Below are 25,311 nucleotides of genomic sequence, written 5' to 3'. Positions count from 1 at the left end.
TTCGCCGGCTGGTACTGCTTGCCGAACGCCTTGGGGAACTCAGTCTTCCAGTAGGGCGGCGGGTCGGCGGGTTCGTGACGTTGGTGTGGCCGGTCGGCGTCGATGCGCGCGCCGTCGCTGGTCTGGTCGGGCGCACCGGGCGAGGTCACGAGCTGGCTCCAGGGTTTCGGTCGGATGGACGCGCCGTCGTGGTGGGGCGGGCGGGTATCACTGTAGCGAGATCTCTCACGTCACCGCTGGGTCGTACGGTTCCCGTCGCCGGGCCGCCGGCCGGGGGACGGCTGTGTCCGGCGCGGGTCCGGCCCGGCGGCGAGCGAGGCGGATGCCGAGCAGACCCACCGAGACCATGACGAGGCCGACGGCGACGGCGGCGGTCAGGTCGGTGCGGTGCGGCAGCCGGGATGGCATCGCCGGGTCGGCGGCCGGTCCGGCCGGTCCGGCGTCGGCGGGCGGGGGTGGGGTGTCGGCGGGCCAGGTGCTGGTCCAGGCGGTCGGGGTGTAGCGCAAGAGGCGGGTGGGGCCGGGCTGGTCGGAGACGGTGAGCAGCGCCTGGCCGTCGATGCTGGCGGCGATCGCCTCGCCCTGCGGCTCGTCGGGTAGCGGGGTGATGGCGGGAGTACCGGTGGTGACGGCGGCGAGCAGGTCACGGCCCGCGGTGGACCAGGTGTAGGCGTCGGCATAGGTGCGCAGGGTGACCCAGCTGCGGTCGGGGGCGACGGCGGCGCCGGTGACGACCTCGGTGCCGAGCGACCCGAACGGGTTGCGGGTGCCGGACCGATTCGGCTGAAACGTCCCGACCCGATACAGCACGTCCGGTTCCGGGCCGGGCCGCAGCGGGCCGCGGGTGGTGTAGAGCCCGGCACCGCCGGTGGCGTCCTTGGTGACCAGGATCGGCCGGCTGTCATGGTCGAACAGCAAGGCCTCGGCGTTGTGCGGGCCGTCGGCGTAGCGCAGCGGATACGGCTCGGGCGCCCCCGTGCCGGAGGCGATGGTGGCGGGGTCGGGAAATCGCCACAGAGTGACGGTTTCGCGGCGTCGGCGCGGGTCGGTGATGTCGGTGTCGCCGGTGTCGGCCACCCAGACGGTCCCGTCGGGTGCGGTGGCGAGGTCTTCCGGGTCGATCGTGTCGCCCGGGTAGGTGACGGTGGCTGTCACCGCGCAGGCGTGGTCCAGGACGAACACGCCGAACACGCCCTGTGCGCCTGGGCTGCGGTCGTTCTGCACGAGGTAGCCGGTGGGGGTGGCGAGCAGCCCGGACAGGCCGACGGCCCGCGGGTCGCTGATCGTGCACACGGTGTCCGGGTCCGCCGCCGCGCTCCGCTCCTCTGGGGGTATCGGCGGGGGCGTTGCGGTGTGCGTGGGCCCGGTGACGGACTCCTCCGCCTGCGGCGGAGGAGTCGCGGCTGGTGGGTACGACCGGCCGGCGGGCGCGGCGAGGACGGCCAGCAGCGCGGCGGTGAGCAGCCCGCCGGTCAGCGCCGGTTGCCATGCTGTTCGGACAGCGCTGCCTGGACGCCGCACCCGCCGATTGTCGCAGGGCCGCATTACGCCGGCGCGACGGCCCACCGATTCGCGTCGGTCGCGGGGGCCAGGCGCGCGACGGCGGCAGCGGAGCGCCTCGCCGGACGGTGCGGGGTCAGCCGAAGACGGCGACACGTTTCTGCACGATGCCACCGATCGTGGTGAACTCGCCGCCGGCGGTGACGGTCCCGGTGACCGGGCTCGCGGCCAGGGCCCGCACCCCGACGATCCCGTTGGCCTGCGGTGCCCAGCCGGTGAGCCGCCCGGCCGGGTCGACCGCGGCGAGCTTGATCCGGGTCGTGGCCCCGTCGGTGCAGATGCCGCGCGCCTGGTTGCGGGTGGTCGTGCACGCCGTGTCGAAATGCCCGCCCAGGTAGCTGATCCCATCGAGTACGGCCACCGCCTGCACGTCGCCGTCGAACACCCGCTGCCAGCGCAGCTCGCCGGTGCGGGTGTAGCCGGCCGCGCGGCCACCCTGCCCGCCCATCGCCACCGCGATCACCGCCCCGCCGCCGGAGCCGCTGCCCGGCGGGCTCGCGGCGGCGTCGGTGGCGACGCCCAGCACGATCGCCGGCGGGTTGGGCCGGAAGCTGCGGTCCAGCGCCCCGGTGACGGTGTCGAGCGCGGCCAGCCGCAGCGCGTTCACGCCGTTGACGCGGTGGAAGCGGCCGCCGACGTACACCCGGTCGGTGGTGACGGCGAGGGCGGTGACGGTGTTGTCGCTGCCCGCCGCCCACCCGGTGTCGAGCGCGCCGTCGGCGACGGTGAACGCGGCGAGGTTCGCGCGCGCGGTGCCGTCCACGCTGCTGAACCGGCCGCCGACGTACAGCCGGCCGTGCCCGACGGCAAGGGCGGTCGGCTGGCCGGCGATCCGGTGCTGGAACCCGGTGTCCGTGCCCCGGTCGGCGTCCAGCGCCGCCACCCGTTGCCGCGCCACGCCGCCGACGGCACTGAAGTCCCCGGCCGCGTAGACCGTCCTGCCGGCGACGGCGAGCGCCCGGACGGTGGCGTCGGCCGGCGGTGCCCAGCCCAGCAGCGCGCCGGTGCGGGCGTCGAACGCGGCCAGCCGCTGCCGCGGGATGCGGCGCCCGTTCACGACCGCGGCCGTGAACTCGCCGCCCACGTACACCACGTTGCCGCGGTAGGCCACGGCATGGACGGGGCCGTCGAACGACGGCGCCGGCAACGTTGTCGCGGACACCGCCGCGACCGCCGGCACCCCGGCCAGCACGGCGAGCGGCACGGCGAGGAGCGACAGACGACGCCACCAGCGTGGCGCGATGTTCCCGGCAAATCGGGCGAAGGGCATGTCGGCGACCGTAGCGGGCACCGCGCGTCCCGGCGGGCGAAATCCGGCGAGCGGCGACGGCGTCGGCGAGGTCTGCCCGAACGGCCGAGCCCGCCCGAATGGCCGCGACATCGCCGCGCAACTCGTGCCACCCGAGCGTCGTTGTGCCGTCCCGCGCCGCCCGTGGCGGGCCGCGTCAGCCCAGTGCTTTGCGCAGCAGCGCCGTCAACTGGTCCTGTTCGTCGGGTGAGAGTCGTCCGATCGCCGCGCGGGCGAAGGTGAAGGCCGTTGCGAACCGGTGGTTGATCTCGTCGCCCCGGGGGGTTCGCGCGACGAGTCGTGCGCGGCGGTCCCGGGGATTCGGTTCGCGGGTGACGAGGCCGAGCGCCTCCAGGCGCGCGACGATCTGGGTGATGTTGGAGGCATCGCAGCCGAGCTCCTCGGCCAGGGCGCCCATGCCGCGTCGCTCGTCGAGTCGCCCGAGCACACATGCCTGCGCCGAGCTGAGCGACAGCTCGGCCGCGGCCGCCTCGTAGGCGCGGTCGTACACGTCGACCAGGTCGAACAGGACGGCCTCGGCCTCGGACGAGGCGGTTACGGGTCCGTTCGGCAGCGCCATGGCTCCCAGCCTAACGGAGTTACTTGATTCACTCAAATAGCTGTGGTCCAATGATCCTTGATTCAATCAAGTAAACATGGAGGGCCGATGGACAGCAGAGTCGAACGCACGGCGGGCGGCGCGAACGTGGGGCCGCGGATGAACGCGGTCGTCCTCGACCGGTTCGGCGGAGTCGGCGAGCTCTCCTCGCGCCAAATACCGCTGCCGGTTCTCGGCGACGACGACGTCCTCATCCGGGTGGAGTTCGCGGGGGTCGGGTCCTGGGACGCGTTCGAGCGAACGGGGGGCTACGACGGCCTCTTCGGCGTCGCGTCGACCTTCCCCTACGTCCTCGGCTGGGACGCGGCGGGCACGGTGGCCGCGGTCGGTCGCGACGTCACCCGGTTCGAGGTGGGCGAGCGTGTCTACGCCGCGTCGATGCCGGTGCCGCGCGGCGGCTTCTACGCCGAGTACGGCGTCGTTGCGGCGGAGTTCGTGGCGCGGGTGCCCGACCGGCTGCCGGCCGAACAGGCCGGCGCGATGGCCTGGGATGCCGTGACCGCACTGAGCGGCCTCGACCTGCTCGGCCTGCGGCCGGCCCAGACGCTCATGGTCTTCGGGGCCGGCGGGGGTATCGGGCACCTGGCCGTGCAGCTGGCGCGGCACCATGGCATCCGGGTGCTGGCCGTGGCCTCCGGTGACGACGGTGTCGCCCTGGCCCGGCGGCTGGGCGCCGACGCCGTCGTCGACGGTCGCAAGGACGACGTGCTGGCCGCGGCATTCGAGTTCGCACCGGACGGGCTCGATGCGGCTCTGGTCACCGCGGGAGGCGAGACCGCCGAACGGTCTCTTCGCGCGATCAAGAACTCGGGACGGATCGCCTGGCCGAACGGTGTCCTGCCCGTGCCCGTGACGGCGCCGGGCGCGGCGGTGTCCTACTACGACGGGGATCGAAGCCGTGCCGGCACCGATCGGCTGAACGCGATCATCGAGGCGAGCTCCTTCGAGGTCCACGTCGCCCGGAGCTTCCCGCTGGAGCGAGCCGCGGATGCTCATCGCGCCCTGAATGATCACTATGTCGGGAAGCTGGCCCTCAAGGTCGGATAGGACTGCGCTCGCCGGCGCGGCCGTTCTGCTCGCCGGCGCTCAAGCCGGACTCGGCGCCCGCGACGACCGTGGCCAGGGCGGCGGCGGCGCCGTCGTCGGAGGGCGCCGCCGCGAAGGTCTCCTGCTCCTCCGGCTCCGGCTTCGTGGTTGCCGGGCCGACCGCCGCGGCGAGCAGGGACGAGTTCGGGATGTTCAGCGGCCCGTCGGCGGTCTCCAGCTTGGTGTACAGCAGGCCGGCCGAGACGATGACGCCGACGTGCGGACCGTTGATCGCGCCGGACATCACGCGGACCTGCTGGCCCGGCACGTACGGCCGGGCGAACAGCAGCACGAGCCCGGCGAACAGGTTGCTCAGCACCGGCTGGGCGGCCAGGCCGAGGATGATGCCGGTGATCGCGCCGCCGACGAGCAGCTGCCTCAGCTGGAGGCCGACCAGGTCACACACCGTGATCGCGGTGACCAGATATCCGCCGAGCAGCACCACCAGCCGCAGCGGGGTGCCGGCGACGTCACCGGCCCGCGCCACCGCGATGCGCTGCACCTCCCGCGCGGTCGTGCGACTGGCGGCCACGCCGAAGGCGGCGACGAGTGCCGCGCAGCCGTACGCGATGAACCGGACCCGGATCGAGGCGGCGTGCACCCCGCCGACCTCGTGGCCGGCGATCAGCGCGGCCAGCGCGATCAGCCCGAAGACGACGGTCTTGCGGAACTCGGGACGCACCCGTGCCCCGGACGGGGGTGACGAATCGAGCGCACCAGGAGTGCTCGCCGTCCCGCCGTTGCGCCGGGCCGCCGTCCGCCACATGCCGCCACTCCCTCCGCGAGTCCATCGACGCCAGCGACCCTACGCGCCGCCCCGAGGCCGCAGCGCACCCGGCCGGAAGATGTGACATAGCCCCCGAACGGGACGGATCGGCGCGCGATCCGGCGGCCGAGTGTTCTCATGCCGTTACTCACGGTTGCGTCACCGCGGCCCGCTGCCGTCCTCGTTCGTCCTGGGTGATTCGAGGCCCGTGCCGGGTGAGGTTCGGGCGCGCGCGCCGGCCGGGACACCCGAAGTTGCGACATTGGTACCGCGTGCGCCACGCCTGCGAGTGCGGGGCACCGTGGCCAGCATCGCCAGGAGAGAGGCTGTCGGTGGAGGACGAGCGGTTGACCTGCCTTGATACGGCGTTCCTGCGCCTGGAGTCGCCGGGCGCGCCGATGCATCTGGGCGCACTCGCGGTGTTCGCTCCGCGGAAACTGATCGCGGCCGCCCAACTCGTCTCGGTGCTCGCCGAGCGCCTCATGCGGATACCGGCGCTGCGCCAGCGCATCCGCGCCACGTGGCTGCCGCTCGGCGGTGCGGCGTGGACCCCCGACAAGGCGTTCGACCTGGCCCGGCATCTGCACCTGCACGAGCTGGACCCTGACGGGCGGAAACCGGAACCGGATGCGATGACAATGCTGGCCGGCGAGCTGATGGCCGAGCCCCTCGACCTGAACCGGCCCCTGTGGCAACTGCACCTGCTGACCGGCCTGCCCGACGGCGGGTTCGCCGTGCTGATCAAGCTGCACCACGCCATGGCCGACGGCCTTCGTACGGTCGAGCTCGGTCTTCGCCTCCTCGACGGGTTCGCCGACCGCCGACCCGGCGAGCCCGACCAGCCCGACGAGGGCCCGGCGGTCCCGTCCTTCCTGGTGCCGTTCATCCCGCCGATCGCGCTGCCGGCCGCCGAGCGGGCGACCCGCACGGCGCGTGCCATCACCGGACTGGCGCAGGACGCCCTGCAGCTTCCCCGCGCGCTCGGACTGGCCTCCAACAGCGTGGGCATCGCCGCCTCGGTGCTGTCCCACGCCCGTCTCGGCGCGCTGCCGGCACTGCTCGCCAGGGGCGACGGCCAACGCCGCGAACCCGCGGTGCCGACGGACCGATCGGCCGCGGCACGCCGGCTCGTCGTCGCCCGGCTCGACACCCATGACGTCAGGCAGGTACGCAAACGCCACGGCGGCACCGAGCACGACGTCCTGCTCGCCGTCATCACCGGCGCCCTGCAACGCTGGGCCCTCGCCAACGGCCGCTCGCCGCAGGCCCTGACCGTCCGGGCGTTCATTCCCGTCAGCCAACGCAGCCGCCATGCGGAGCCGCGTCGGCGCAACGTCCTGTCCGGGTACCTGTGCGACCTGCCGGTCCACAACAGGGACGGCCCGCTCAGCGTCCTGCACGACATCCGCGCGGCGATGGACCGCAACAAGGCCGCCGGATTCGCCCGCGGCCCCGGAGCGTTCCCGGTGCTGGCCGACCGGCTCCCGGCCGCGGCGCAGCACCTCACCATCCCGCTGCTGCGCCGTGCCGGCCCGTTGCTGTTCGACACGACGATCACCAGCGTCCCGATCCCCTCACGACCGATGGCGCTCGCCGGTGGCCCGCTCCAGCACGTATACCCCATCGCGCCGCTGGCCCACGGACAGGAGCTCGCCATCGCCGTGTCGACGTACCGGGACTCCGTCCACATAGGACTGCACGCCGACCACCGCGCCGTGCCGGACCTCGACCGGGTCGCCGATGCCATCCCGGCCGCGCTGGCCATGCTGAACGACTCGACCGCGGCACCGGCGCGCTGACCGCGGTCCGGGCAGCCAGCAGCCCGCGGCGCGGGTAAGGTTGCGAGCCGTGCGGCATGAAGAGACTGCCGGCGACGCACGGCTACGGCACGTCTACTGGATCGGCGGCGGCAGCGGTGCGGGCAAGTCCACCATCGCTCGTCAACTGGCGGACCGGCACGGTCTGCGCGTCTATGCGACCGACGATGTGATGCCGGATCATGCCGGCCGCAGCTCAGCCGAGGACTCCCCGCGGCTGAGCGAGTTCATGGCCATGGACATGGACGAGCGATGGGTCAACCGATCCCCGCAGGTCATGCTGGAGACATTCCACTGGTACCGGGGCGAGAGCTTCGGCCTGATCGTCCAGGACCTCCTGCGCCTGCCGGCGGAGCCCGGCGTGATCGCCGAGGGCTTCCGGCTGTTGCCGCGCCTGGTGATGCCGCTGCTCACCGCGCCTCTGCACGCCGTCTGGCTCCTCCCGACGCCCGGCTTCCGGCGGGCCGTGTTCGACAGCCGCGGCGGGTCGTCGTGGGCCTTCCTCGGCCAGACGAGCGACCCGGAAGGCGCCCTGCGCAACCTGCTCGAGCGTGATCGGATGTTCACGGAACGCCTTCGTGAGGAAACGGCGCGGCTCGACCTGCACGTCATCGAGGTCGACACCGCGACGACCCCGGACGACCTGACCTTGCAGGTCGCGCAAGCGTTCGGACTCTGAGCCCGGGACAGGAGTCAGCGCGAGAGGCGTCGCGTCCGCGGCCGGGTCAGGGCGTCCAGGACGGTGGCCGTCACCGCGCCGTACGCCAGGTGCGGCACGGCGTCGCTGACCCAGTCCTTCGCCGACCACGTGCGCGGGTCGCTCACGCGCAGGGCCGCCATCGAGCCGTCCGTGGCGGCCATCGCGGCCGCGCCGAACACCGCCGCGCCCGCGGCCGGCGGGATGTGTACCCCGCAGGCGCGCAGCAGCCCGGCCGCCGCGCCGATGCCGACGCCCGTCAGCGTGCCGGACAGGCCGCTGAGGCCGGAGACGCGGTTGCCGCGGGTCTCGCCCTCGCCGGGCACGGACTGGTCGATCCGCTCGGCGATCCGCTCGACGACCCGGTCGGGCGCGCTCGACGCGGGCCGGCCGCGCCACGCCATGTCCGCGTAGCCGACGGCGTTGAGGGCCGTGGTACCAGCGGCGCCGGCGGCCGCGCCGGCCAGGATGCTCCGCCACATGGCGTACGGCATACCCGCGAAGCGCACCGCGAAACCGGATGGGTTGTCGGTCAGGCCGCGTCGCACGGGTCGGTCGCGTCGATCGGAATGCTGACCCTGAGGGTCGTGCCGCCGCCGATCGGGCTCACGACCTCCAGCTTGCCGCCGACTGCCTCGGTGCGGTCCAGCAGGCCGATCAGTCCGGTACCGCTGCCGGTGCCGGCTCCCCCGATGCCGTCGTCGTGGATCGAGAGCCCGAGGGCCGCGTCCCGGGCCTCGGCGTCGACGTGCACCACCGTCGCCCGGGCATGCTTGGCGGCGTTCGTGAGCGCCTCGGACACGATGTAGTACGTGGTGACCTCGACCCGCTCGGGCAGCCGCTGGTCGATGTTCAGGGTGAGCTCGACCGGAACCGGGCTGCGGCGGGCAAGCGCCTTCAGCGCCGGGCCCAGCCCGCCCTTGGACAGGATCGCCGGATGGAGGCCCCGGGAGATCTCCCGCAGGTCGTTGCAGGCGTCGGTCAGGCCGTTCGCGGCGAGGGTCAGCTCTTTCCTGATCCTGTGGTAGCCGGGTGGCACCACCGACGCTTCCACCCAGCGCAGGTGCAGGGCGAGCGAGATGAGGCGTTGCTGCGTGCCGTCGTGCAGGTCGCGCTCGAGCTGGCGGCGGGTGTTGTCCGCGGCGGCGACGATGCGGGCGCGGGAGGCGGTCAGCTGGGCCCGGCTGTCGGCGTTGGCGATCGCCGTCGCGAGCAGCTTGGTGAAGTCGACCAGGCGCGCCATGGCGGCCTCCGATATCGGCACGGGCGACCTGGTCGTGACGAGGGTGGCGCCCCAAAGACGACCCTCGACCATGACGGGAGCGGCGATCCCGGTACGGATGCCCATCTCGCGCAGCATCGCGGCGGTGGGACCCGCGGCGCGGGCGTAGCTCACGCGGGCCGAGCTTCCGGTGCGCTTGATGATCCCCGAGAGGCAGTCCCCGTCGAGCTTGATGCGCGTCCCGGGCGGCATCTCGATGCCGGGCTCGTGGCGGCCCGAGACCAGCGTGCAGGTGCCGTCCGGTTCGTACCGGATGAGCGCCGTGTTGCGGAGGCCGAGGATCTGGCGCAGTTCCTCGGCCACCGCGCCGAACACCTCGGTCGGCGGGGACCCCTGCGCGACCAGGGTGGCCACCCGCCGCAACGCCGCCTGCTCCTCCATCAGCAACGTGGCCTCTTCACGGCTGGCCCGCAGCGAGTTGTTGATCACCTCACGGTCGATCGCCGCGCGCAGCAGCGATTCCAGCGACGGAACCAGCCGTTGCCTCAGGCGCTCGAGCGTCCCTTCCGGCAGGTCGGCCGGGATCAGCAGGGCGCCCAGCCGGGTCTCGTGATCCCGCAGCGGCAACTCGGCCCGCGCATCGTCCTCGGCGATCGGCCCGAGATCGATGGCCGCGGACCGCAGCGTGAACACCTCCGCGATTCGCTGGGACGCCGGAGCGAGGACCGAGCGCAGGTCGTCGGCGCGCAGCATCAGGCGGGCCAGCTCGGCGGCGAGGTCGGCCTCCTGCCGTCGATCCGCTGCCTCGGCGGCGCGGGCCCGGGCCAGGTCCGCGAGGAAGCTGGTCAACAGCCCGGCCGCGATGAAGACCGCGACGCTGAGCAGATCCCGCCGCGGAACGAGGTTGAAGCTCCAGTAGGGGCGGATGTGGAAGTAGTTGAAGGCGAGGGCGCTGAGCACCGAGGTGAGGATGCCGAGGCCGGCGCCCCACAGACTGGAGATGATCAGCACACCGCACAGGTACACCACGCTTCGGGCACCCTCGGGCGTCCCCGGCCGCAGGGCGAACAGCAGCACCGTCTCCACGGTGATGAGCACCGCGGCGACCAGCAGCCCGAGCGCAAACGGTGGCGGCTTCGGGCTCAGGATCAGCGCCATCAGGCGCGCCCGCATCAGCGACCGCCCATCCACCTCGCGTCAAGACACGACGCCTCCGCCCAGCCTATCGCGACCGCCTCCGGCCAGCACCGCAACGACCTCGCCGGCGCGACCGCGGCCGGGGGCGCGCGGAACGCTCAGGCCGGGCGGCTCGGATCCGATGGGTGTGGATGAGAACCGCCACAGGGGGAGCCGCAGCCATGAGCACAGCAACGAGCCCGCGCCGCCGGTCCGTGAGGTCCGCCTTCCGCGACCTGTCCGTCGCCTGGAAGCTACGGGTCGTCGCCATCGTGGTGTGCGCCCTGCTGGCGGCGGTCGGGCTGATCGGCCTGCTGTACCTCGGCAACAGCCAGGACCGCCTCGAGTCGCTGTACGAGCGGAACCTGCGCTCGATACAGCTGCTCGACATGGTCGCGACGGACTACAAGGAGATCCGCCTCCAGGCCCGCGGCCTCGCGCTGGCCCAGTCGCCCGCCGAGAACGACGCCGCCGTGGGTCGCGTCGACGCCGCCGTCAGGGCGCTCGACGAGAGCTGGAAGGCGTTCGTCGCCAGCGGCGCCGACGCCGCCTCGCAGTCGGGCCGCGACGGCTTCACCGCCGCCTGGGCCGACTACCGGAAGGTGCTCGAGGACAAGGCGAAACCGGCCGCCCGCGCGAACAACTACCAGGAGTACAACCGGATCAGCCGGGAGGAGGTCGACCCGATCGCCGCGCGGATCTCCGACGCCCTGAGCGGCCTCGTCGACCTGGAGCGGGCCGCCGCGCAGGCGGCGCTCGCCGCCTCGTCGTCCGACTACGGCACGGCGCAGCTGCTGCTCATCGCGCTCACCGTGCTCGCGGTGCTGATCACGTTCTCCGCGGTCACCGTGGTGGTCCGGGCGGTGTCGCGTCCGCTGCGCGAGACGGTCACCGTGCTCTCGGGTCTGGCGCAGGGCCGGCTCGACCAGCGGCTGGCGGTGTACAGCCAGGACGAGGTCGGCCGGATGGGCGGCGCGCTCAACAGCGCCCTCGACCGGCTCGGCGAGACGGTCCGCACCGTGATCGAGTCGACGCACCAGCTCGGCAACGCCTCGAACCAGATCAGCGGCGCGTCGCAGAGCCTGTCGCAGGCGGCGACCGAGCAGGCGGCCAGCGTCGAGGAAACGACGGCGAGCATGGAGCAGATGACCGCGAGCATCAGCCAGAACAGCGACAACGCGACCACGACCGAGGGTATCGCCGGTCGGGCGGCGAGCGAGGCCCACGAGGGCGGCGACGCGGTGCAGCGGACCGTCGACGCGATGAAGCAGATCACCGGCAAGATCGGCATCATCGAGGACATCGCCTTCCAGACCAACATGCTGGCGCTCAACGCCACGATCGAGGCGGCGCGGGCCGGCGAGCACGGCAAGGGCTTCGCCGTGGTCGCCACCGAGGTCGGCAAGCTCGCCGAGCGCAGCCAGATCGCCGCCCAGGAGATCAGCGAGCTGGCGGCGGACAGCGTGCAGACCGCGGAGCGGGCCGGGGAGCTGCTCGGCCAGATCATCCCCAGCATCACCCGGACGTCCGACCTCGTGCAGGAGATCGCGGCCGCGAGCAACGAGCAGGCCACCGGCGTGCGCCAGATCAACGTCGCGATGTCCCAGATCGGCAAGGTCACCGAGCAGACGGCGTCGTCCAGCGAGCAGCTCGCGGCCACCGCCGAGCAGATGGCGGCGCAGACCCTGCAGCTGCAGGAGCTGATGACGTTCTTCACCACCGACGCTGCCGCGCCGCCGCGGGCCGTCGCCCGCGCCCCCTACGACCGCGGCGCGTATCGGCACAACGGCAAGGAGCGCACTCAGTGGCCGGCGGTCGCCGTCGCGTCCCACTCGCCGGGCCGCCCCGCCGAGGTCACGGTGCCCGACATCGACGAGACGAAGTTCGACCGGTTCTGAGCCAGCCGGTCCCGGGCCACATGCTGGGACATCAGCGCGTCGATGTCGAGGATGAGCGCCACGTCGCCGTTGCCGAGAATGGTCGAGCCGCTGACGCACCGTACATCCTGGAACAGCTTCCCGAGCGGCTTGATCACCGTCTGGGACTGGCCGAGGAGCTGGTCGACGACGATCCCGGCCCGCTGGCCGGAGTGCTCGATCACGACCACGCTCTGCCGGCGCGGCGGCCGCCCGGGCAGGCCGAACGCCTGCCGGAGCCGCACGTAGGGCAGCACCTGGCCGCGCAGGTGCATGAACGACCTGCCCCAGGCGTCGGCGGGCAGCTCCACGCACTCGGTGACGCGGTCCAGCGGGACGATGAAGTGCGAGTCGCCGGCGCCGACCAGAAACCCGTCGATGATCGCGAGCGTGAGCGGCAGGCGGATCTGGATGGTGGTACCGGCGCCCGGCGTGCTGCGCAGCTCGATGCTGCCGCGCAGCGCGGTGATGGCGCCGCGGACGACGTCCATGCCCACGCCGCGGCCGGACAGGTCGGAGACGGCCTCGGCGGTGGAGAAGCCCGGCTCGAAGATCAGCGCGTAGACCTCCTGGTCGCTCAGCACCGCGGTGCGGGCGATCAGCCCGCGGTCGGTGGCCTTCGCCAGGATGCGCTCGCGGTCCAGGCCGCGGCCGTCGTCGCAGACCTCGATGACGAAGCTGCCGGCGTCGTGGAAGGCGTTGAGCCGCAACCGCCCCCGGACCGGCTTGCCGGCCCGCTCCCGCTCGGCGCGGGACTCGATGCCGTGGTCCAGGGCGTTGCGTACGAGGTGCAGCAGCGGGTCGCCGATGCGCTCCACGAGGGCCTTGTCCATCTCCGCCTCGCCGCCGGTGATCACCAGGTCGACGTTCTTGTCGAGGTCGACGCACACGTCGCGCACGACCCGCTCGAAGCGGCGCAGCGTGGTGCCGATCGGCACCATCCGCAGCGAGAGCGCGGTGTGCCGGACCTCCTCGACCAGCCGCAGCACGTGGGCCTGCTCCTCGGAGACCCCGTCGGCCGTACCGACGCCGGCCTGCGCGATCACCAGCTCGCCGATGAGGTCGATGAGCCGGTCGAGGCGGGACGCGAACACGCGGATCGTCTGGTTGTCGTGCGAGCGCCCGTCGGCGGTCTTGCGCTGCCGGCTCAGCGCGGCGTCGACGACCGGCTGCTGGACGATCCGCTCCTGGACGAGGATCTCGCCGAGCGGCCGGCCCGCCGCGTCGGCGGTGTGCTGGATCCGCAGCGCCCGGTCCAGCTCCAGGTCGGTGACCACGCCGCCCTGGCGCAGCAGGTCGCCGAGCCGGTCGTTGTCCGGCAGCGCCTCGATGATCTCGACGGCGCTGTCGGCCGGCAGGATGCGGATGGAGCTGTCCTCGCGGACGAACTCGAAGACGTTCTCGATGTCGGACTTCGCGGCCTCGGTGACGAACTCCACCTCGAAGCCGAGGTAACAGCGCTCGGGGTCGGCCTCGTCGGCGCGCGGCAGGGCGTCGGCGGCCGTGATCAGCCTGACCACCGTGCCCATGGTCGACAGGTACCGCAGGAACGACAGCGGGTCCATCCCGTTGCGCAGGCAGTCCGGCCCGAACCAGAGGCTCAGCAGCCAGGTGCGCGCCGCACCGGGCGGCGGGGGCTGCGGGGCCGCGCCCGGCCCCGCGCCGCCCTGGAACGGCGTCAGCCCGTCGAGCAGCCGCTCGCTGACCTGCTGCTCGGCGGCGCTCGGCTCGCTGCGGCCGCTGGCCACCGCGTCGACGAGGACCGTGATGTGGTCGGCGCAGGGCAGCAGCGCGCTCACCAGCCCGGGGGTGACCCGCAGCCGGCCCTCCCGCAGCTCGTCCAGGACCGACTCGAGCACGTGCGTGAACGCGACCAGATGTTTGAGCCCGAACAGCCCGGAGGAGCCCTTCAGCGTGTGCATCGCCCGGAACAGCGCGTTGACCGCCTCCGGCCCGTCGGCCCGGGACTCCAGATCGAGCAGCCCCTCCTCGAAGTCCTGCACCAGCTCGCGCGCCTCGGTGATGAACGTGTCCAGCGCGCTGCGGATGTCGTCCTCGTTCATGCCGCCGCCCCCAGGTCCGGGGTCAGCCAGGCCAGCGCCAGCACCTCGAGGACCGCCGCGCTGTGGCCGGTCAGCCGCAGCGGGACGCCGCGCCGCCGCGCCTCCTGCCGGGCCAGCATCAGCACCTGCAGCCCGGCGGTGTCGAACTCGGTCACGCCGGCCAGCCCGACCTCCAGGTCCTGTCCGCCGGTCAGGAGCCGCAGGAGCCCTTCGTGGTACTCCGCCGCGGTGAGGATGGTCAGCTCGCCCTCGATCTCCAGCCGGGCCGGCGCCGCAGCGGTCACGGCGCGATCAGCTTCGACACGGCGGCGAGCATCTGTGCCGGCTGGAACGGCTTCGTCACCCACGCCTTGGCGCCGGCCGTCTGGGCCTGCCGCTTCTTCTCCTCCTGCGACTCGGTGGTCAGCATGATGATCGGCGTGAACCGGTAGGCGGGTTGCTTGCGGATCTCGCCGACGAGGGTGATGCCGTCCATGTTGGGCATGTTGACGTCCGAGATGACCAGGTGGACGCGCCGGCCGTCGAGCTTGCGCAGCGCGTCCTGGCCGTCGACGGCGTCGATGACCTCGTAGCCGGCGCCCTTCAGCGCGATCGTGACGACCTGGCGTACCGAGGCCGAGTCGTCGACGACCAGAACGGTCTTGGACATGCAGTCCTCCTGCGAGACGTGATCTAGAAAAACGTGATCTCGGACCGGGGGACCTCGGTCACCGCCCCCGCCCGGTGCGCGTGCCGCTCCGCCTGCATCGTGTAGGCGTGCTCGAGCTCGTCGAGCAGCGGGCGCGCCCGCGGCCCGGTCGGCGGCGCCTCGGCCACGTGCCCGGGCAGCCGCCCGATGTTGTCCTGCAGGTGTTGCAGCACCTGGCCGACCCGGTCCTGGAACTGCAGGTTCACCAGCGCGTCGGAGATCGCGGCGCGGATCCCCACGGCCGCCCGCTCGATGCGCTGCGAGGACTCCTGCGAGCGGGTGACGACGCCCTGCAGGTCGTCGACGACCTCCTGCACGTCGCCGTTGGCCCGGGCGACCGCGACGCCCTCCCGCTCCGCGTCGCCCTCCGCGGTGGCCAGCATCGACTCGATCGCGGTACCGATGTTCGCGACCTTCTCCGCCATCTGCACGCTGGTCTCCATGGAGCGGTCGGCGAGCTGCCGGACCTCCAGCGCCACCACGCCGAAGCCGGCGCCCGCCGCGCCGACCCGGGCCGCCTCGATCGAGGCGTTGAGCGCCAGGAGGTTGGTCTGCGCGGCGATCTGCGCGACCTCGGCGGTCATCTGCTTCAGCTTGTCGTTGAACCCGGCGAGCCCGGCCAGGTCGCGCACCGCCTGGCGCTTGGCCTTCAGCGCGTTGTCGAGCGTGTCCACCACGTTGCCGAGGCGTTCCCGGCCCCGGTCGAACGACCCCGTGCCGCCGGCGGCCTGCCCCAGCGCGGTCTGCGACGAGCTGAGCAGCGAGTCCAGGTTGTCGACGATCTGGCCGAACTGCTGCGTGATCGCCCCGATCCCGGACTCCATCTGGGTGCGCGACGACTCGATCTGGGCCGACCAGACCGGGGCCACCGCGCCGGCGAACTCGCCGACGCCGCGCCGGAAGGCGTCGGGCGCCTCGGCGGGCGGCGCCTCGGCGGCCCGCGGGCGGGACCTCCCGGCCGCGAACCCGGCGGCCAGCCCGGCCAGCAGGGCCAGGACGATGTACAGGACCTCAGCCATGATTGCGGATCACCTCTGCTATCGCGGGGAGCGGCACCTCTCGCTCGACGGCCCCGATCAGGACCGCCTCCTTCGGCATGCCGTGGACGACGCAGGTCGCCTCGTCCTGGGCGACGGTGGCGGCGCCGGCCCGGCGCATCTCCAGGAGTCCCCGGGCGCCGTCGTCGCCCATGCCGGTCATGATGATGCCCAGCGCGTGTCGGCCGGCGGCCTTGGCCACCGACCGGAACAGCACGTCGACCGAGGGCCGGTGCCGGTTGACCGGCGGGCCGTCGAACACCCTGACCCGGTAGCCCGGCCCGTCGGGCAGCAGTTCCAGGTGCCGCCCGCCGGGCGCGACGAGGACCAGCCCGCCGCGGACCCGGTCGCCGTCGGCCGCCTCCCGCACCTCGGCCGCGCACAGCTCGTTCATCCGGCCGGCGAACGCGGCGGTGAAGCGCTCCGGCATGTGCTGCACCACGACGAGGCCCGGCACCCCTGCGGGCAGCGCGGTGAGGACGCGCTCCAGCGCCTGGGTGCCGCCCGTGGAGGTGCCGATCGCCACGACGCGCCGTTCGGCGCTGCCCGCCGGGCGCGGCGGGCGGTCCGGCTCCGGCAGGCGGGACGCGGGACGCTCGGCGCGGCGGGCCCGGCCGGCCGCCGCCGCGCGTACCGCGGGCACGATGCCGCCGCCGTCGTCCTCGAGGTAGCGCTTGAGCCCGCTCTCCGGCTTCGCCACCGCGGTCACCGCGCCGGCGGCCAGGGCGTCCAGGCTGGTCCGGGCGCTGCGGCCGACGAGCGTGGAGCACACGACGATCGGGGTGGGCCGGATCGACATGACCTGCTTGACGAACGTGAGGCCGTCCATCCGCGGCATCTCGATGTCGAGGACGATGACGTCGGGCCAGGTGCGGTTCATGAGCTTCATCGCGAAGATCGGGTCGGCGGCGACGCCGATGACCTCGATGCCGGGCTCCGCGCCGAGCCGGGCCGACAGCACCTGCCGCACCACGGCCGAGTCGTCCACGATGAGCGTCCGGATCGTGAGCTTGGGGACCATGTCAGCCATGGGGCCCCGCCGGGAGCCGGTAGATCGACGGCCGGACCATGCGCAGCCGCGACGGGATGCCGTTGAGCGACTCGGAGAGGCTCACGATCAGGTGACCCCCGGGGTACAGCATCTCCTGCAGCCGCTGGATCAGCGCCGCCTTCGTCGGCAGGTCGAAGTAGATCATGACGTTGCGCAGCAGGATGACGTCGAAGCGCCCCAGGTCCCGCAGGTCGTCGAGCAGGTTGGCGTAGCGGAACCGGACCCTCTCCCGCAGCGTCGCGCCGGCCGCCATGAGCCCCGCGTACTCGTCCCGGCCCTTGAGCCAGTACCGGCGCAGCAGCTCCGGCGGGATCCGCCCGGCGGCCTCGATCGGGTAGAGGCCCCGCCGCGCGCCGGCGACGATCCGGGTCGACACGTCGGTGCCGACGATCTCCCACGAGCCGGCCGGCGGCCGCTCCAGCAGGACCATCGCCGCGGTGTACGCCTCCTCGCCGCTCGAGCTGGCCGCGCTCCACAGCCGGAGGATGTGTCCCGGCGGGTGCGCCGGGACGATCGCCTCGCGCAGGTAGTCGAAGTGCTGCGGCTCGCGGAAGAACGATGTCTCGTTCGTCGTCAGCAGGTCGATGGCCTGACCCAGCTCCTGCCCGTCGGGCTGGTGCAGCAGCCGCACGTAGTCGCCGTAGCCGTCCAGGCCCAGCTGGCGCAGCCGCCGGCCGAGCCGCCCCATGACCAGCGTCTCCTTGCCCGGCACGAGCCGGATGCCCGTACGCTGGTACAGCAGCGCGCTGATCGCCGCGAACTCGGCGCCGGTGATCTCCGGTGGCGCAGCGAGCGCCCCGGTCACGCGTCCTCCGCTTCGCTCCGGCCGCATGACCTGCGAGCAGTGCCCATCGCGACCGGCCCCTCCGCTTCGCTCCGGACCGGTCGCGAGGTTTCGTCCGGCGAGTCGCGGCCGGCGCGGGCCAGGTCCGCGACGTCGCCCGGGGACAGGACCCGCTCCAGGTCCAGGACGATGATGAAGTCGTGCTCGCGGCGGGCCATCCCGCTGATGAACTCGGGCTGGATGCCGGTGCCGAACGTCGGCGTCGGCTCCACGTCGCCGGCTCCGAAGCCGACGACCTTGTTCACCATGTCGACCAGGATCCCGATGTCCTGGCCGTCGGCGCCGTCGGCGTCGCCGCCGTGCACGATGATCACGCTGGTGCGCCGGGCCACGGCCGTGACGCCCTGGCCGAACCGGATGCCGAGGTCGACGACGGGCACCGCCCGGCCGCGCAGGTTGATCACGCCCCGGACGAAGTCGGGGGCCATCGGCACCGCCGTGAGCGGGCGGTACTCGATGATCTCGATGACGTGGAAGATGTCCAGCGCGTACGACTCGTCGTGCAGCGTGAACGTCAGGTATCGCCCGGCCTCGGCGCCGCCGGCGCGCTGTGCGTCGTCTGCCGTGGTGGTGCTCACCGGTCTGCCCGCCCTGTGTTCCGGAACCGTCCTACGGTTCGCTGATCGGCGCCGGCGGGCCGGTCTGTAGCCTTTCCGGCGTCGCCGCCTTCGCGGCGCGTCCCCGGCGGTGATGGTGCGGACGCCGGCACGGTCCACCGCGGCCTCGCCCGATGACGCGGATTAGGACCGCCCGGTGCGGGAACCAGGGCAGTGGCGTGCTGCGCCGCCGGGCGGGAATGCGTCCATCGTCGCGCACGCGTTACGGTTGGCCGGAGGTTTCGTCTGGTGTGTGCGGGAGCCTCTTGCCGGTTCGGCCGGGAGGCTGGGTTCGATGGGCATCCGGTGTCTCATAGTGGACGACTCGGCCGCGTTTCTCGCGGCGGCCGAGCGGGCTTTGAGCAGTCAAGGGATCAGCGTCGTGGGAGTGGCGCAGGACGGCGCGCAGGCCATAGCCGGGGTGGACTCCCTCCGGCCGGATGTCGTCCTCGTGGACGTCTACCTGGGCGCGGAGAGCGGGTTCGCGCTGGCCGAACGCATCGAGGCGGACGTGCGGGCCCGGCGGTGGGCGGTCCAGGTCATCCTGATCTCCAGCCACGACAAGGACGAGATGATGGATCTGCTCCAGGACAGTCCCGCCGTCGCGTTCGTGGACAAGGCGGAACTGTCGGCGCAGACGATCCAGGGTGCCCTGGAGGGTGGGCGTACGTAGTCGCCGGCCGTCGCCGATGGGTGCCGGCGGTGCGGCCGAGGTGGTACATAACCGGACTAAAGTGGCGACATGCGCGTGAGCCCGTTGTCGATCCTGGTGCGGCCGACGCCCCCGCCCACGTGGCTAGGGATCTTGGTCGCGCTGCTGTTCCTGGTGCTGGAGACCCTGCTCACCTACCCTATGCACGCCTTCACGGGGGAGTCCACGCCGAGCGTGATCTACCTGCTCGGCGTCGTGGTGGTCTCGATCGTCTGGGGATGGTGGCTCGGGGTGGCCACGGCGCTGGCGAGCGTCGCCGTGTTCGTCCTCTTCTTCGTCCATCCCATCGGCAGCCTCGTCGACTCCGACGTCCGGGACGTCATGTCGATCGGGGTCTTCATCGGCGTGGCGGCGGTGGCCAGCGCCCTGGCGGGCCAGTCCCGCATGCGGGCCGCACGGGTCCAGGAGTCCGATCTCACCGCCGACATGGCCCGCCTGCTGCTCGACAACAACAATGACGTCGACTCGGTCCTGCCCGCGGTGGCCCAGCAGATCAGGAGCGCGTTCGACCTGCCCATGGCGGCGATCGAAGCCAGGCCGGCGGTCCCGGGCCCGGCCGGTGATGCCCGGCAGACCGTGTTGCCGCTCGAGCATGACAGCACCCTGCTGGGAGCGCTGCGCGTGCCCGCCGGTCTGCCGCAACGCCAGGTGGACCGCCTGCGGCAGCGCGTGGTCCCGCCGCTGGCGTCGCTGCTGTACGCCGCACGCGAACGCGCGGCGATGGTCAACACGCTCGCCGCGCGAGGGGAGGAACTCCAGGCGCTCGCGACCCAGCAGGTCGCACTGCGACGGGTGGCGACCCTCGTCGCGCGCGCCGTCGACCCGGCCGAGGTCTTCCGTGCGGTCACCGCGGAGGTCAGCCGGCTCCTGGACGACCGCCATACGACCTTGCTGCACTACGAGCCCGACGACACGGTCACGATCGTCTCGACCAACCAGCCCGGCCTGATGGCGCTCGCCGGCAGCCGCGGGCCGGCCACGGCGCCGTCCGAGACCGGCAAGCTCGAGACCGGCAGCGTCGCCGAGCTCGTGCGGCGCACGGGCCGCGCCGTGCGGGCCGACTCGCGCTGCGGCGCCGACCCCGGCAGCACGCGCAGGCGCGAGCTGGGAATCCATTCGGCGGTCGCGGTGCCGATCCTCGTCGGGGGGCGCCTGTGGGGCACCATCATCGTCACCTCCGCCCGGCCCGAACCCCTGCCGCAGGACGCGGAGGCGCGCATCACGGACTTCACCGACCTCGCCGCCACCGCCATCGCCAATGCCGACAGCCGTACCCAGCTCATCGCGTCCCGCGCCCGCATCGCCACCGCCGCCGACGAGACGCGCCAGCGCATCGAACGCGACCTGCACGACGGTGCGCAGCAGCACCTCATCGCCATCAGCCTCGAGCTCCGGGCGGCCGAGGAGACCGAGATACGGCCCGAGCAGCTGCGGGCGCACATGGCGCGCGCGGCGACGAGCCTCACCGAGGTCGCCACGGACCTGCGGGAACTGGCGCGGGGCATCCATCCGGCGGTCCTCGGCACCGGTGGCCTGGTGCCGGCGATCAAGATGCTCGCCCGCCGGTCCGCGATCCCGGTCGAGCTGCACGTCGACGGTTCCGCCCGCCGCCCGCCAGCGCCGGTCGAGATCGCCGCGTACTACGTCGTGTCGGAGTCGCTGACGAACGCGGCCAGGCACTCGGGCGCGTCGGTGGTGCGGGTCGAGGTCACCACGCAGCCCGACATGTTCCGGCTCGCCATCCGCGACGACGGCGTCGGCGGTGCCGACCCGGCCCGGGGCTCCGGACTCACCGGCCTCTGGGACCGCGTCGAGACCCTGGGCGGGCACATGGTCGTGACAAGCCCGCCGAACGGCGGCACATCCCTGCTCGCGACCATCCCGATCCGGACCGGCGAGCAGCCGGCCCTCGTTCGCCAGGTGCCGGCACAGCGCTGAGATCGGCGGTGTTCCGGGCTTGATAGGCAAGCCATCACTTGCATATGCTGTACGGTATGGCAGACGGTGACGTCTTCCGGGCGCTCGCTGACGCGACCCGGCGTACGATCCTCGACGAGCTGACCGAGCGTGACGGTCAGACGCTGTTCGAGCTGTGCGGCCGGCTGGCCATGAAGCACGCGATCACCTCGTCCCGGCAGGCGATCTCGCAGCACCTGGAGGTCCTCGAGGCCGCCGGCCTGCTGCGGACGCGGCGCGAGGGGCGGTACAAGTTCCACCACGTCGACGCCGGCCCGCTCGAGGCCATCGTCGACCGTTGGCGCCCGAAGGAGCCCCGATGAAGATCAATCTGGCGAGTGTGTTCGTCGACGACCAGGCCAAGGCCCTGCGCTTCTACACGGAGGTGCTCGGGTTCGTGAAGAAGACCGACATCCCGCTCGGCGAGGGCGTGAGCTGGCTGACCGTCGTGTCGCCCGAGCAGCCCGACGGCGTCGAGCTCGTGTTCGAGCCGGACAGCCACCCGGCCGTGAAGCCGTTCCGGGAGGCGCTCGTCGCCGACGGCATCCCGTGGACGTCGTTCGCGGTCGACGACGTGCACAAGGAGCACGAGCGGCTCGTCGCGGCCGGCGTCGTGTTCACCCAGCCGCCGACCGAGATGGGGCCGGTCACCACCGCCGTCTTCGACGACACCTGCGGCAACCTCATCCAGATCGCGGCGCAGTAACCAGGACGGCACCCGCCCGCGGCCGCCGGAGCCCGATCGGGGGACAGCGGGCACGGGCGGGTGCTGGCACGATGGGTCGCCGTGGACGAGCTGTGGCGCGAGGTGTGCGCGCGGATCGACGAGGCCGACCTCGACGGGCTCGCCGACCTGCTGGCCGGGGCGGGAGACGGCGCACGAGCGGCGCTGCCGCCGCTGCTCGCCGCCGGGCCCCGGCCGGGCCTGGCCGGCCTGATCGACCTCGCGGTCGCCGCCGCCCGAGCCGGTGGCCGGCCACCCGGCCCGCCGCCGGCGATCCCGGGGCTCGCCGCGGCCGCGACGGGCCGCACCGCGCTCGCCGCCGCGGCCAAGCGGCTCGTCGTGCTCACGGCCTGCGGTGCCCCGCCGAGCCCGGGGTGACCAGGCCGGTCTCGTAGGCCACGACGATCGCCTGCGCCCGGTCGCGCAGCCGCAACTTGGAGAGGATCCGCGCCACGTGGGTCTTCACCGTCGCGTCGCTGAGGCGCAGGCTCTCGGCCAGTTCGGCGTTGCTCAGACCGCGCGCGAGCAGCGTCAGCACCTCCACCTCCCGCGGCGTCAGCGTCGAAAGATCCCGGTGCAGCGTGGCGGTGCGGGCATCCCGGGAGGCGTACCGCTCGATGAGCCGCCGCGTGATCGCCGGCGCCAGCAGCGCGTCGCCGGCCCGCACCAGCCGCACGGCCGCCACGAGCTGCTCGGGGCTGACGTCCTTGAGCAGGAAGCCGCTGGCCCCAGCCGACAGCGCCGCGTACACGTACCGGTCCAGGTCGAACGTCGTGAGGATGACGACCCGCGGCGCGGTGCCGGCGGTGTCGGCGGGGCCGGACAGGATGCGGCGGGTCGCCTCGAGGCCGTCCATCTCCGGCATGCGCACGTCCATGAGCACGACGTCGGGCAGCGTGCGCCGCACCGCCTCCACGGCCTCGACGCCGTTGGCGGCCTCGGCGACGACCTCGATCCCGTCGACGGTGAGGATCATCCGGAACCCGGTGCGCACCAGCATCTGGTCGTCGGCGATCACGACCCGCAGCGGCGCGGTCAAGCGTCCTCCCTCTCGGCGTTCTCGGTCAGCGGAATCTCCGCGACCACGCGGAAGCCGCCCGTCGGGCGCGGGCCGGCGGTCAGCGTGCCACCGTACAGCGCGAGCCGCTCCCGCAGCCCGATCAACCCGCGCCCGCTGCCGTGCCCGCTCGCCGAGGCGCCGCCGTCGTCGACGACCTCGACCCGCAGCACGCTGCCGGCGGCCGACACGGTGATCCACACGCTCGACCCGGCGGCGTGCTTCACCGCGTTGGTCAGCGCCTCCTGCACCACCCGGTAGGCGGCCAGGCCCACGCCCGGCGGCACCGTCCCCGCCGGGCTGCCGGCCGTCACCGTCAGCTCGACGGGCACGCCGGTCTCGCGCACCCGCGCGGCGAGGTCCGGCAGCTGCCCCAGGCCCGGCTGCGGCGTCAGGTCGGTGCCGTCGCTGTCGACCGTGAGCAGGCCGATCGCCTGCCGCAGCTCGGTCATCGCGGCCCGGCCGCCGGCCTCCACCGCCAGCAGGGCCTCCTTCGCCATGTCCGGCGAGGCGTCCATGACCTTGCGCGCCGCGCCGGCCTGCACGACCATCACGCTCACGTTGTGCGTGACCACGTCGTGCAGCTCGCGGGCCAGCCGGGCCCGCTCGCGGTCCACAGCCAGGCGGGTCGCGGCCTCCTGCTCCCGTTCCAGGGTGCGGGCCCGCTGCCGCCAGGTGTGGATCGCGTTGGCGGCCAGGCCGACCGACGACAGCAGCAGGAACGTCACCAGGCCGGACGGCAGGCCGGGCAGGTTGTCGCGGTTGAAGCCGACCACGAGCGCGGCGGCGAGGACGACGCTGGCGAGGGCCAGGTTGCGGTACCGGCTGTACATCGGCGCGCTGTAGGCGGCCACGACGGAGGCGATCACGGTCCAGGTCGGATCGGTGTCGAGGCGGTAGATGCGCAACGCGCACACCGCGATGACCAGGAACGACGCCAGGGGGTACCGGCGGCGGGTGGCCAGCGGCAGCGCGGTGAGCGCGGCGACGACGAGCAGCGGGCCGGCCGGGCCCCGGTCGTCGTCGCGCGGCGAGGGCCACCGGAATCCGTACGGGTCCGCCGGGTCGAACGGGAGCGGCGGCACGGGAGCTTCCTGGGCCGGCGGTTCGGGGGGCGGCACGCCCAACTGGATGCGCAGCGGCACGTCGCCGCCCGCGTAGTGCGGCTCGGTCGTGGCGTTGACCGCGCCCGCCGCCAGCAGCAGCGCCAGGATGATGTCCGCCGCCCACGCCCACCCGGTCAGCCGGGGCTGGCTCGGCGTCTCCACCCGCAGCCAGGCCACCGCGGCCCGCCGGCCACGCGCGATCGCCTCCCGAACCCTCACCCGCCCAGTCTGGCCGACGGGCCCGCGGTGGCGCGTCCCGAACGGTGCGTACATCGCAATGATGACACCGCCGGTCCTGCGCACCGCGGACGACGCGAAACCGCCACCGCGGCCGACGTGCCGTGCCGCGTCGCGCGCCTAGCGTCCACAACCATGGCAGAAGACGACGTACTGATCGAGTTCGACGACGTGACCAAGCGATACGACGGCGGTACCGCGGCGCTGGACGGGCTCACCCTGCGGGTGCGCGCCGGCGAGGCGCTGGCTGTTCTCGGCCCGTCCGGCAGCGGCAAGTCGACGCTGCTCAACCTCGTCGCCGGGCTGGACCGGCCGACCGGCGGCACCGTGACCGTCGACGGGGTGCGGGTCGACCGGCTCGGCGAGGCGGCCTCCGCCCAGTACCGGCGCCGCCGCATCGGCATGATCTTCCAGTTCTTCAACCTGCTCGACGACCTCACGGTGCTCGACAACGTGCTGCTGCCGGCGCAGCTGTCCGGGGTACCGCGGCGCAACGCCCTGCAACGGGCCGACGAGCTGCTGTCGTATCTCGGCGTCGCGCGCCACGGCAAGGCGTTCCCCGGCCGGCTCTCCGGCGGCGAACGGCAGCGGGTCGCGGTCGCCCGGGCGCTGATGAACCGGCCGCCGCTGCTGCTGGCCGACGAGCCCACCGGGGCGCTGGACACCGCGTCCGGTCAGGAGGTCCGCAGGCTGCTCACCGACCTCAACCGCGACGGCCAGACCCTGATACTGGTGACCCACGACCTGGCCCTGGCCGAGGCTTGCGCGACCCGCACCATCTCCCTGGTCGACGGCCGCCTCGCGAGCGAGGTCTCCGCGTGAGCGGCGGGCTGGGGCGGGTGGTCCGCTCCGGCGTCGGGCGGCGCCGGGTGCAGACCGTCGTGATGACCCTGACCACCCTGCTCGCCGTGACCGCGTCCGTCCTCGCCGTCGGGCTGCTCGTCGCCTCCTCCGCGCCGTTCGCGCGGGCGTTCTCCCGTCAGCACGGCGCACACCTGGCCGCGCAGTTCGATGCCGGCAAGGTGACCGCCGAGCAACTGTCCGCCACGGCACACGCCGCCGGGGTGACCGCCGCCGCCGGCCCGTTCCCGAC

The 25,311-nt window shown here is 73.2% G+C and carries 25 protein-coding genes and 1 pseudogene; 11 read left to right on the top strand and 15 right to left on the bottom strand.

Going from position 1 to position 25,311, the window contains the following annotated elements; translation table 11 throughout:
• Positions 1 to 225: 225 nt before the first annotated feature.
• The 3 genes from ABT297_RS38190 to ABT297_RS38180 form a co-directional block, all read right to left on the bottom strand.
• Positions 226 to 1,521, bottom strand: a complete 1,296-nt coding sequence (locus ABT297_RS38190) for an SdiA-regulated/phytase-like domain-containing protein (protein WP_350557459.1) — start codon at positions 1,519 to 1,521, stop codon at positions 226 to 228.
• 115 nt (positions 1,522 to 1,636) lie between these two features.
• Complete coding sequence (locus ABT297_RS38185; protein ID WP_350557458.1) at positions 1,637 to 2,830, bottom strand: PQQ-binding-like beta-propeller repeat protein; 1,194 nt, start codon at positions 2,828 to 2,830, stop codon at positions 1,637 to 1,639.
• Between the two features lie 175 nt (positions 2,831 to 3,005).
• Complete coding sequence (locus tag ABT297_RS38180) at positions 3,006 to 3,428, bottom strand: MarR family winged helix-turn-helix transcriptional regulator (protein WP_350557457.1); 423 nt, start codon at positions 3,426 to 3,428, stop codon at positions 3,006 to 3,008.
• 87 nt (positions 3,429 to 3,515) lie between these two features.
• Here ABT297_RS38180 and ABT297_RS38175 point away from each other — a divergent pair, with 87 nt between their 5' ends.
• On the top strand, positions 3,516 to 4,514 hold the full coding sequence (locus ABT297_RS38175) for a quinone oxidoreductase family protein (RefSeq protein ID WP_350557456.1): 999 nt from the start codon (positions 3,516 to 3,518) through the stop codon (positions 4,512 to 4,514).
• On the opposite strand, the gene ABT297_RS38170 is transcribed toward ABT297_RS38175, so the two are convergent.
• Positions 4,501 to 5,319 carry a mechanosensitive ion channel family protein gene (locus tag ABT297_RS38170; RefSeq protein ID WP_350557455.1) on the bottom strand — a complete coding sequence of 273 codons (819 nt, stop codon included), beginning with the start codon at positions 5,317 to 5,319 and terminating at the stop codon, positions 4,501 to 4,503. The genes ABT297_RS38175 and ABT297_RS38170 overlap by 14 nt on opposite strands.
• Positions 5,320 to 5,651: 332 nt before the next feature.
• On the opposite strand from ABT297_RS38170, the gene ABT297_RS38165 reads away from it, so the two are divergent.
• Together ABT297_RS38165 and ABT297_RS38160 are read left to right on the top strand one after the other, a co-directional pair.
• A complete protein-coding gene (locus tag ABT297_RS38165) occupies positions 5,652 to 7,118 on the top strand; it encodes a wax ester/triacylglycerol synthase family O-acyltransferase (protein WP_350557454.1) in 1,467 nt (488 codons plus the stop codon).
• A 49-nt stretch (positions 7,119 to 7,167) separates the two neighbouring features.
• Positions 7,168 to 7,815 carry a hypothetical protein gene (locus ABT297_RS38160; RefSeq protein WP_350557453.1) on the top strand — a complete coding sequence of 216 codons (648 nt, stop codon included), beginning with the start codon at positions 7,168 to 7,170 and terminating at the stop codon, positions 7,813 to 7,815.
• 14 nt (positions 7,816 to 7,829) lie between these two features.
• On the opposite strand, the gene ABT297_RS38155 is transcribed toward ABT297_RS38160, so the two are convergent.
• Together ABT297_RS38155 and ABT297_RS38150 are read right to left on the bottom strand one after the other, a co-directional pair.
• A complete protein-coding gene (locus tag ABT297_RS38155; protein ID WP_350557452.1) occupies positions 7,830 to 8,315 on the bottom strand; it encodes a hypothetical protein in 486 nt (161 codons plus the stop codon).
• Between the two features lie 50 nt (positions 8,316 to 8,365).
• A complete protein-coding gene (locus tag ABT297_RS38150; protein ID WP_350557451.1) occupies positions 8,366 to 10,228 on the bottom strand; it encodes a sensor histidine kinase in 1,863 nt (620 codons plus the stop codon).
• Positions 10,229 to 10,413: 185 nt separating this feature from the next.
• On the opposite strand from ABT297_RS38150, the gene ABT297_RS38145 reads away from it, so the two are divergent.
• Complete coding sequence (locus tag ABT297_RS38145) at positions 10,414 to 12,129, top strand: methyl-accepting chemotaxis protein (RefSeq protein ID WP_350557450.1); 1,716 nt, start codon at positions 10,414 to 10,416, stop codon at positions 12,127 to 12,129.
• On the opposite strand, the gene ABT297_RS38140 is transcribed toward ABT297_RS38145, so the two are convergent.
• The 7 genes from ABT297_RS38140 to ABT297_RS38110 are packed head-to-tail and all read right to left on the bottom strand — an operon-like array spanning position 12,033 to position 18,408.
• The gene (locus tag ABT297_RS38140; protein WP_350557449.1) at positions 12,033 to 14,210 is read right to left on the bottom strand and encodes a chemotaxis protein CheA; all 2,178 of its coding nucleotides are present in this window, start codon (positions 14,208 to 14,210) and stop codon (positions 12,033 to 12,035) included. The genes ABT297_RS38145 and ABT297_RS38140 overlap by 97 nt on opposite strands.
• On the bottom strand, positions 14,207 to 14,494 hold the full coding sequence (locus ABT297_RS38135; RefSeq protein ID WP_350557448.1) for an STAS domain-containing protein: 288 nt from the start codon (positions 14,492 to 14,494) through the stop codon (positions 14,207 to 14,209). The genes ABT297_RS38140 and ABT297_RS38135 overlap by 4 nt, the downstream gene beginning before the upstream one ends.
• Positions 14,491 to 14,859 carry a response regulator gene (locus ABT297_RS38130; RefSeq protein ID WP_350557447.1) on the bottom strand — a complete coding sequence of 123 codons (369 nt, stop codon included), beginning with the start codon at positions 14,857 to 14,859 and terminating at the stop codon, positions 14,491 to 14,493. Before ABT297_RS38130 ends, ABT297_RS38135 begins: the two co-directional genes overlap by 4 nt.
• Before the next feature lie 23 nt (positions 14,860 to 14,882).
• Positions 14,883 to 15,917, bottom strand: coding sequence for a methyl-accepting chemotaxis protein (locus tag ABT297_RS38125; protein WP_350557446.1), 1,035 nt, complete (start codon positions 15,915 to 15,917; stop codon positions 14,883 to 14,885).
• On the bottom strand, positions 15,910 to 16,956 hold the full coding sequence (locus tag ABT297_RS38120; RefSeq protein ID WP_350557445.1) for a protein-glutamate methylesterase/protein-glutamine glutaminase: 1,047 nt from the start codon (positions 16,954 to 16,956) through the stop codon (positions 15,910 to 15,912). The genes ABT297_RS38125 and ABT297_RS38120 overlap by 8 nt, the downstream gene beginning before the upstream one ends.
• 1 nt (position 16,957) lies before the next feature.
• On the bottom strand, positions 16,958 to 17,791 hold the full coding sequence (locus ABT297_RS38115) for a CheR family methyltransferase (RefSeq protein ID WP_350557444.1): 834 nt from the start codon (positions 17,789 to 17,791) through the stop codon (positions 16,958 to 16,960).
• Positions 17,788 to 18,408: a chemotaxis protein CheW gene (locus ABT297_RS38110; RefSeq protein ID WP_350557443.1), complete on the bottom strand. Its 621-nt coding sequence runs from the start codon at positions 18,406 to 18,408 to the stop codon at positions 17,788 to 17,790. Before ABT297_RS38110 ends, ABT297_RS38115 begins: the two co-directional genes overlap by 4 nt.
• A 313-nt stretch (positions 18,409 to 18,721) precedes the next feature.
• Here ABT297_RS38110 and ABT297_RS38105 point away from each other — a divergent pair, with 313 nt between their 5' ends.
• The 5 genes from ABT297_RS38105 (at position 18,722) to ABT297_RS38085 (ending at position 22,196) form a co-directional block, all read left to right on the top strand.
• The gene (locus ABT297_RS38105) at positions 18,722 to 19,099 is read left to right on the top strand and encodes a response regulator (protein WP_350557442.1); all 378 of its coding nucleotides are present in this window, start codon (positions 18,722 to 18,724) and stop codon (positions 19,097 to 19,099) included.
• Between the two features lie 69 nt (positions 19,100 to 19,168).
• Positions 19,169 to 21,076, top strand: coding sequence for a DUF4118 domain-containing protein (locus ABT297_RS38100; RefSeq protein ID WP_350557441.1), 1,908 nt, complete (start codon positions 19,169 to 19,171; stop codon positions 21,074 to 21,076).
• Between the two features lie 56 nt (positions 21,077 to 21,132).
• Positions 21,133 to 21,417, top strand: a complete 285-nt coding sequence (locus tag ABT297_RS38095) for an ArsR/SmtB family transcription factor (RefSeq protein WP_350557440.1) — start codon at positions 21,133 to 21,135, stop codon at positions 21,415 to 21,417.
• A complete protein-coding gene (locus tag ABT297_RS38090; protein WP_350557439.1) occupies positions 21,414 to 21,800 on the top strand; it encodes a VOC family protein in 387 nt (128 codons plus the stop codon). Before ABT297_RS38095 ends, ABT297_RS38090 begins: the two co-directional genes overlap by 4 nt.
• A gap of 81 nt (positions 21,801 to 21,881) precedes the next feature.
• The gene (locus ABT297_RS38085; RefSeq protein WP_350557438.1) at positions 21,882 to 22,196 is read left to right on the top strand and encodes a hypothetical protein; all 315 of its coding nucleotides are present in this window, start codon (positions 21,882 to 21,884) and stop codon (positions 22,194 to 22,196) included.
• On the opposite strand, the gene ABT297_RS38080 is transcribed toward ABT297_RS38085, so the two are convergent.
• A complete protein-coding gene (locus ABT297_RS38080; protein WP_350557437.1) occupies positions 22,162 to 22,857 on the bottom strand; it encodes a response regulator in 696 nt (231 codons plus the stop codon). The genes ABT297_RS38085 and ABT297_RS38080 overlap by 35 nt on opposite strands.
• Entirely contained in the window at positions 22,854 to 24,200 is a 1,347-nt protein-coding gene (locus ABT297_RS38075) for a sensor histidine kinase (RefSeq protein ID WP_350557436.1), read from the bottom strand. The genes ABT297_RS38080 and ABT297_RS38075 overlap by 4 nt, the downstream gene beginning before the upstream one ends.
• Positions 24,201 to 24,353: 153 nt before the next feature.
• Between ABT297_RS38075 and ABT297_RS38070 the strand changes: the two genes are divergently transcribed.
• Entirely contained in the window at positions 24,354 to 25,040 is a 687-nt protein-coding gene (locus ABT297_RS38070) for an ABC transporter ATP-binding protein (protein ID WP_350557435.1), read from the top strand.
• Positions 25,037 to 25,311: pseudogene (locus ABT297_RS38065) on the top strand (ABC transporter permease); the annotation flags it as partial. The gene ABT297_RS38070 and the pseudogene ABT297_RS38065, both read left to right, overlap by 4 nt.

It is taken from the genome of Dactylosporangium sp. NPDC000555 (genome assembly GCF_040300025.1).
GTDB lineage: Bacteria > Actinomycetota > Actinomycetes > Mycobacteriales > Micromonosporaceae > Dactylosporangium.
Note: the sequence above shows the minus strand (reverse complement) of the source record. Positions and strands in the feature narration are given on the sequence as shown.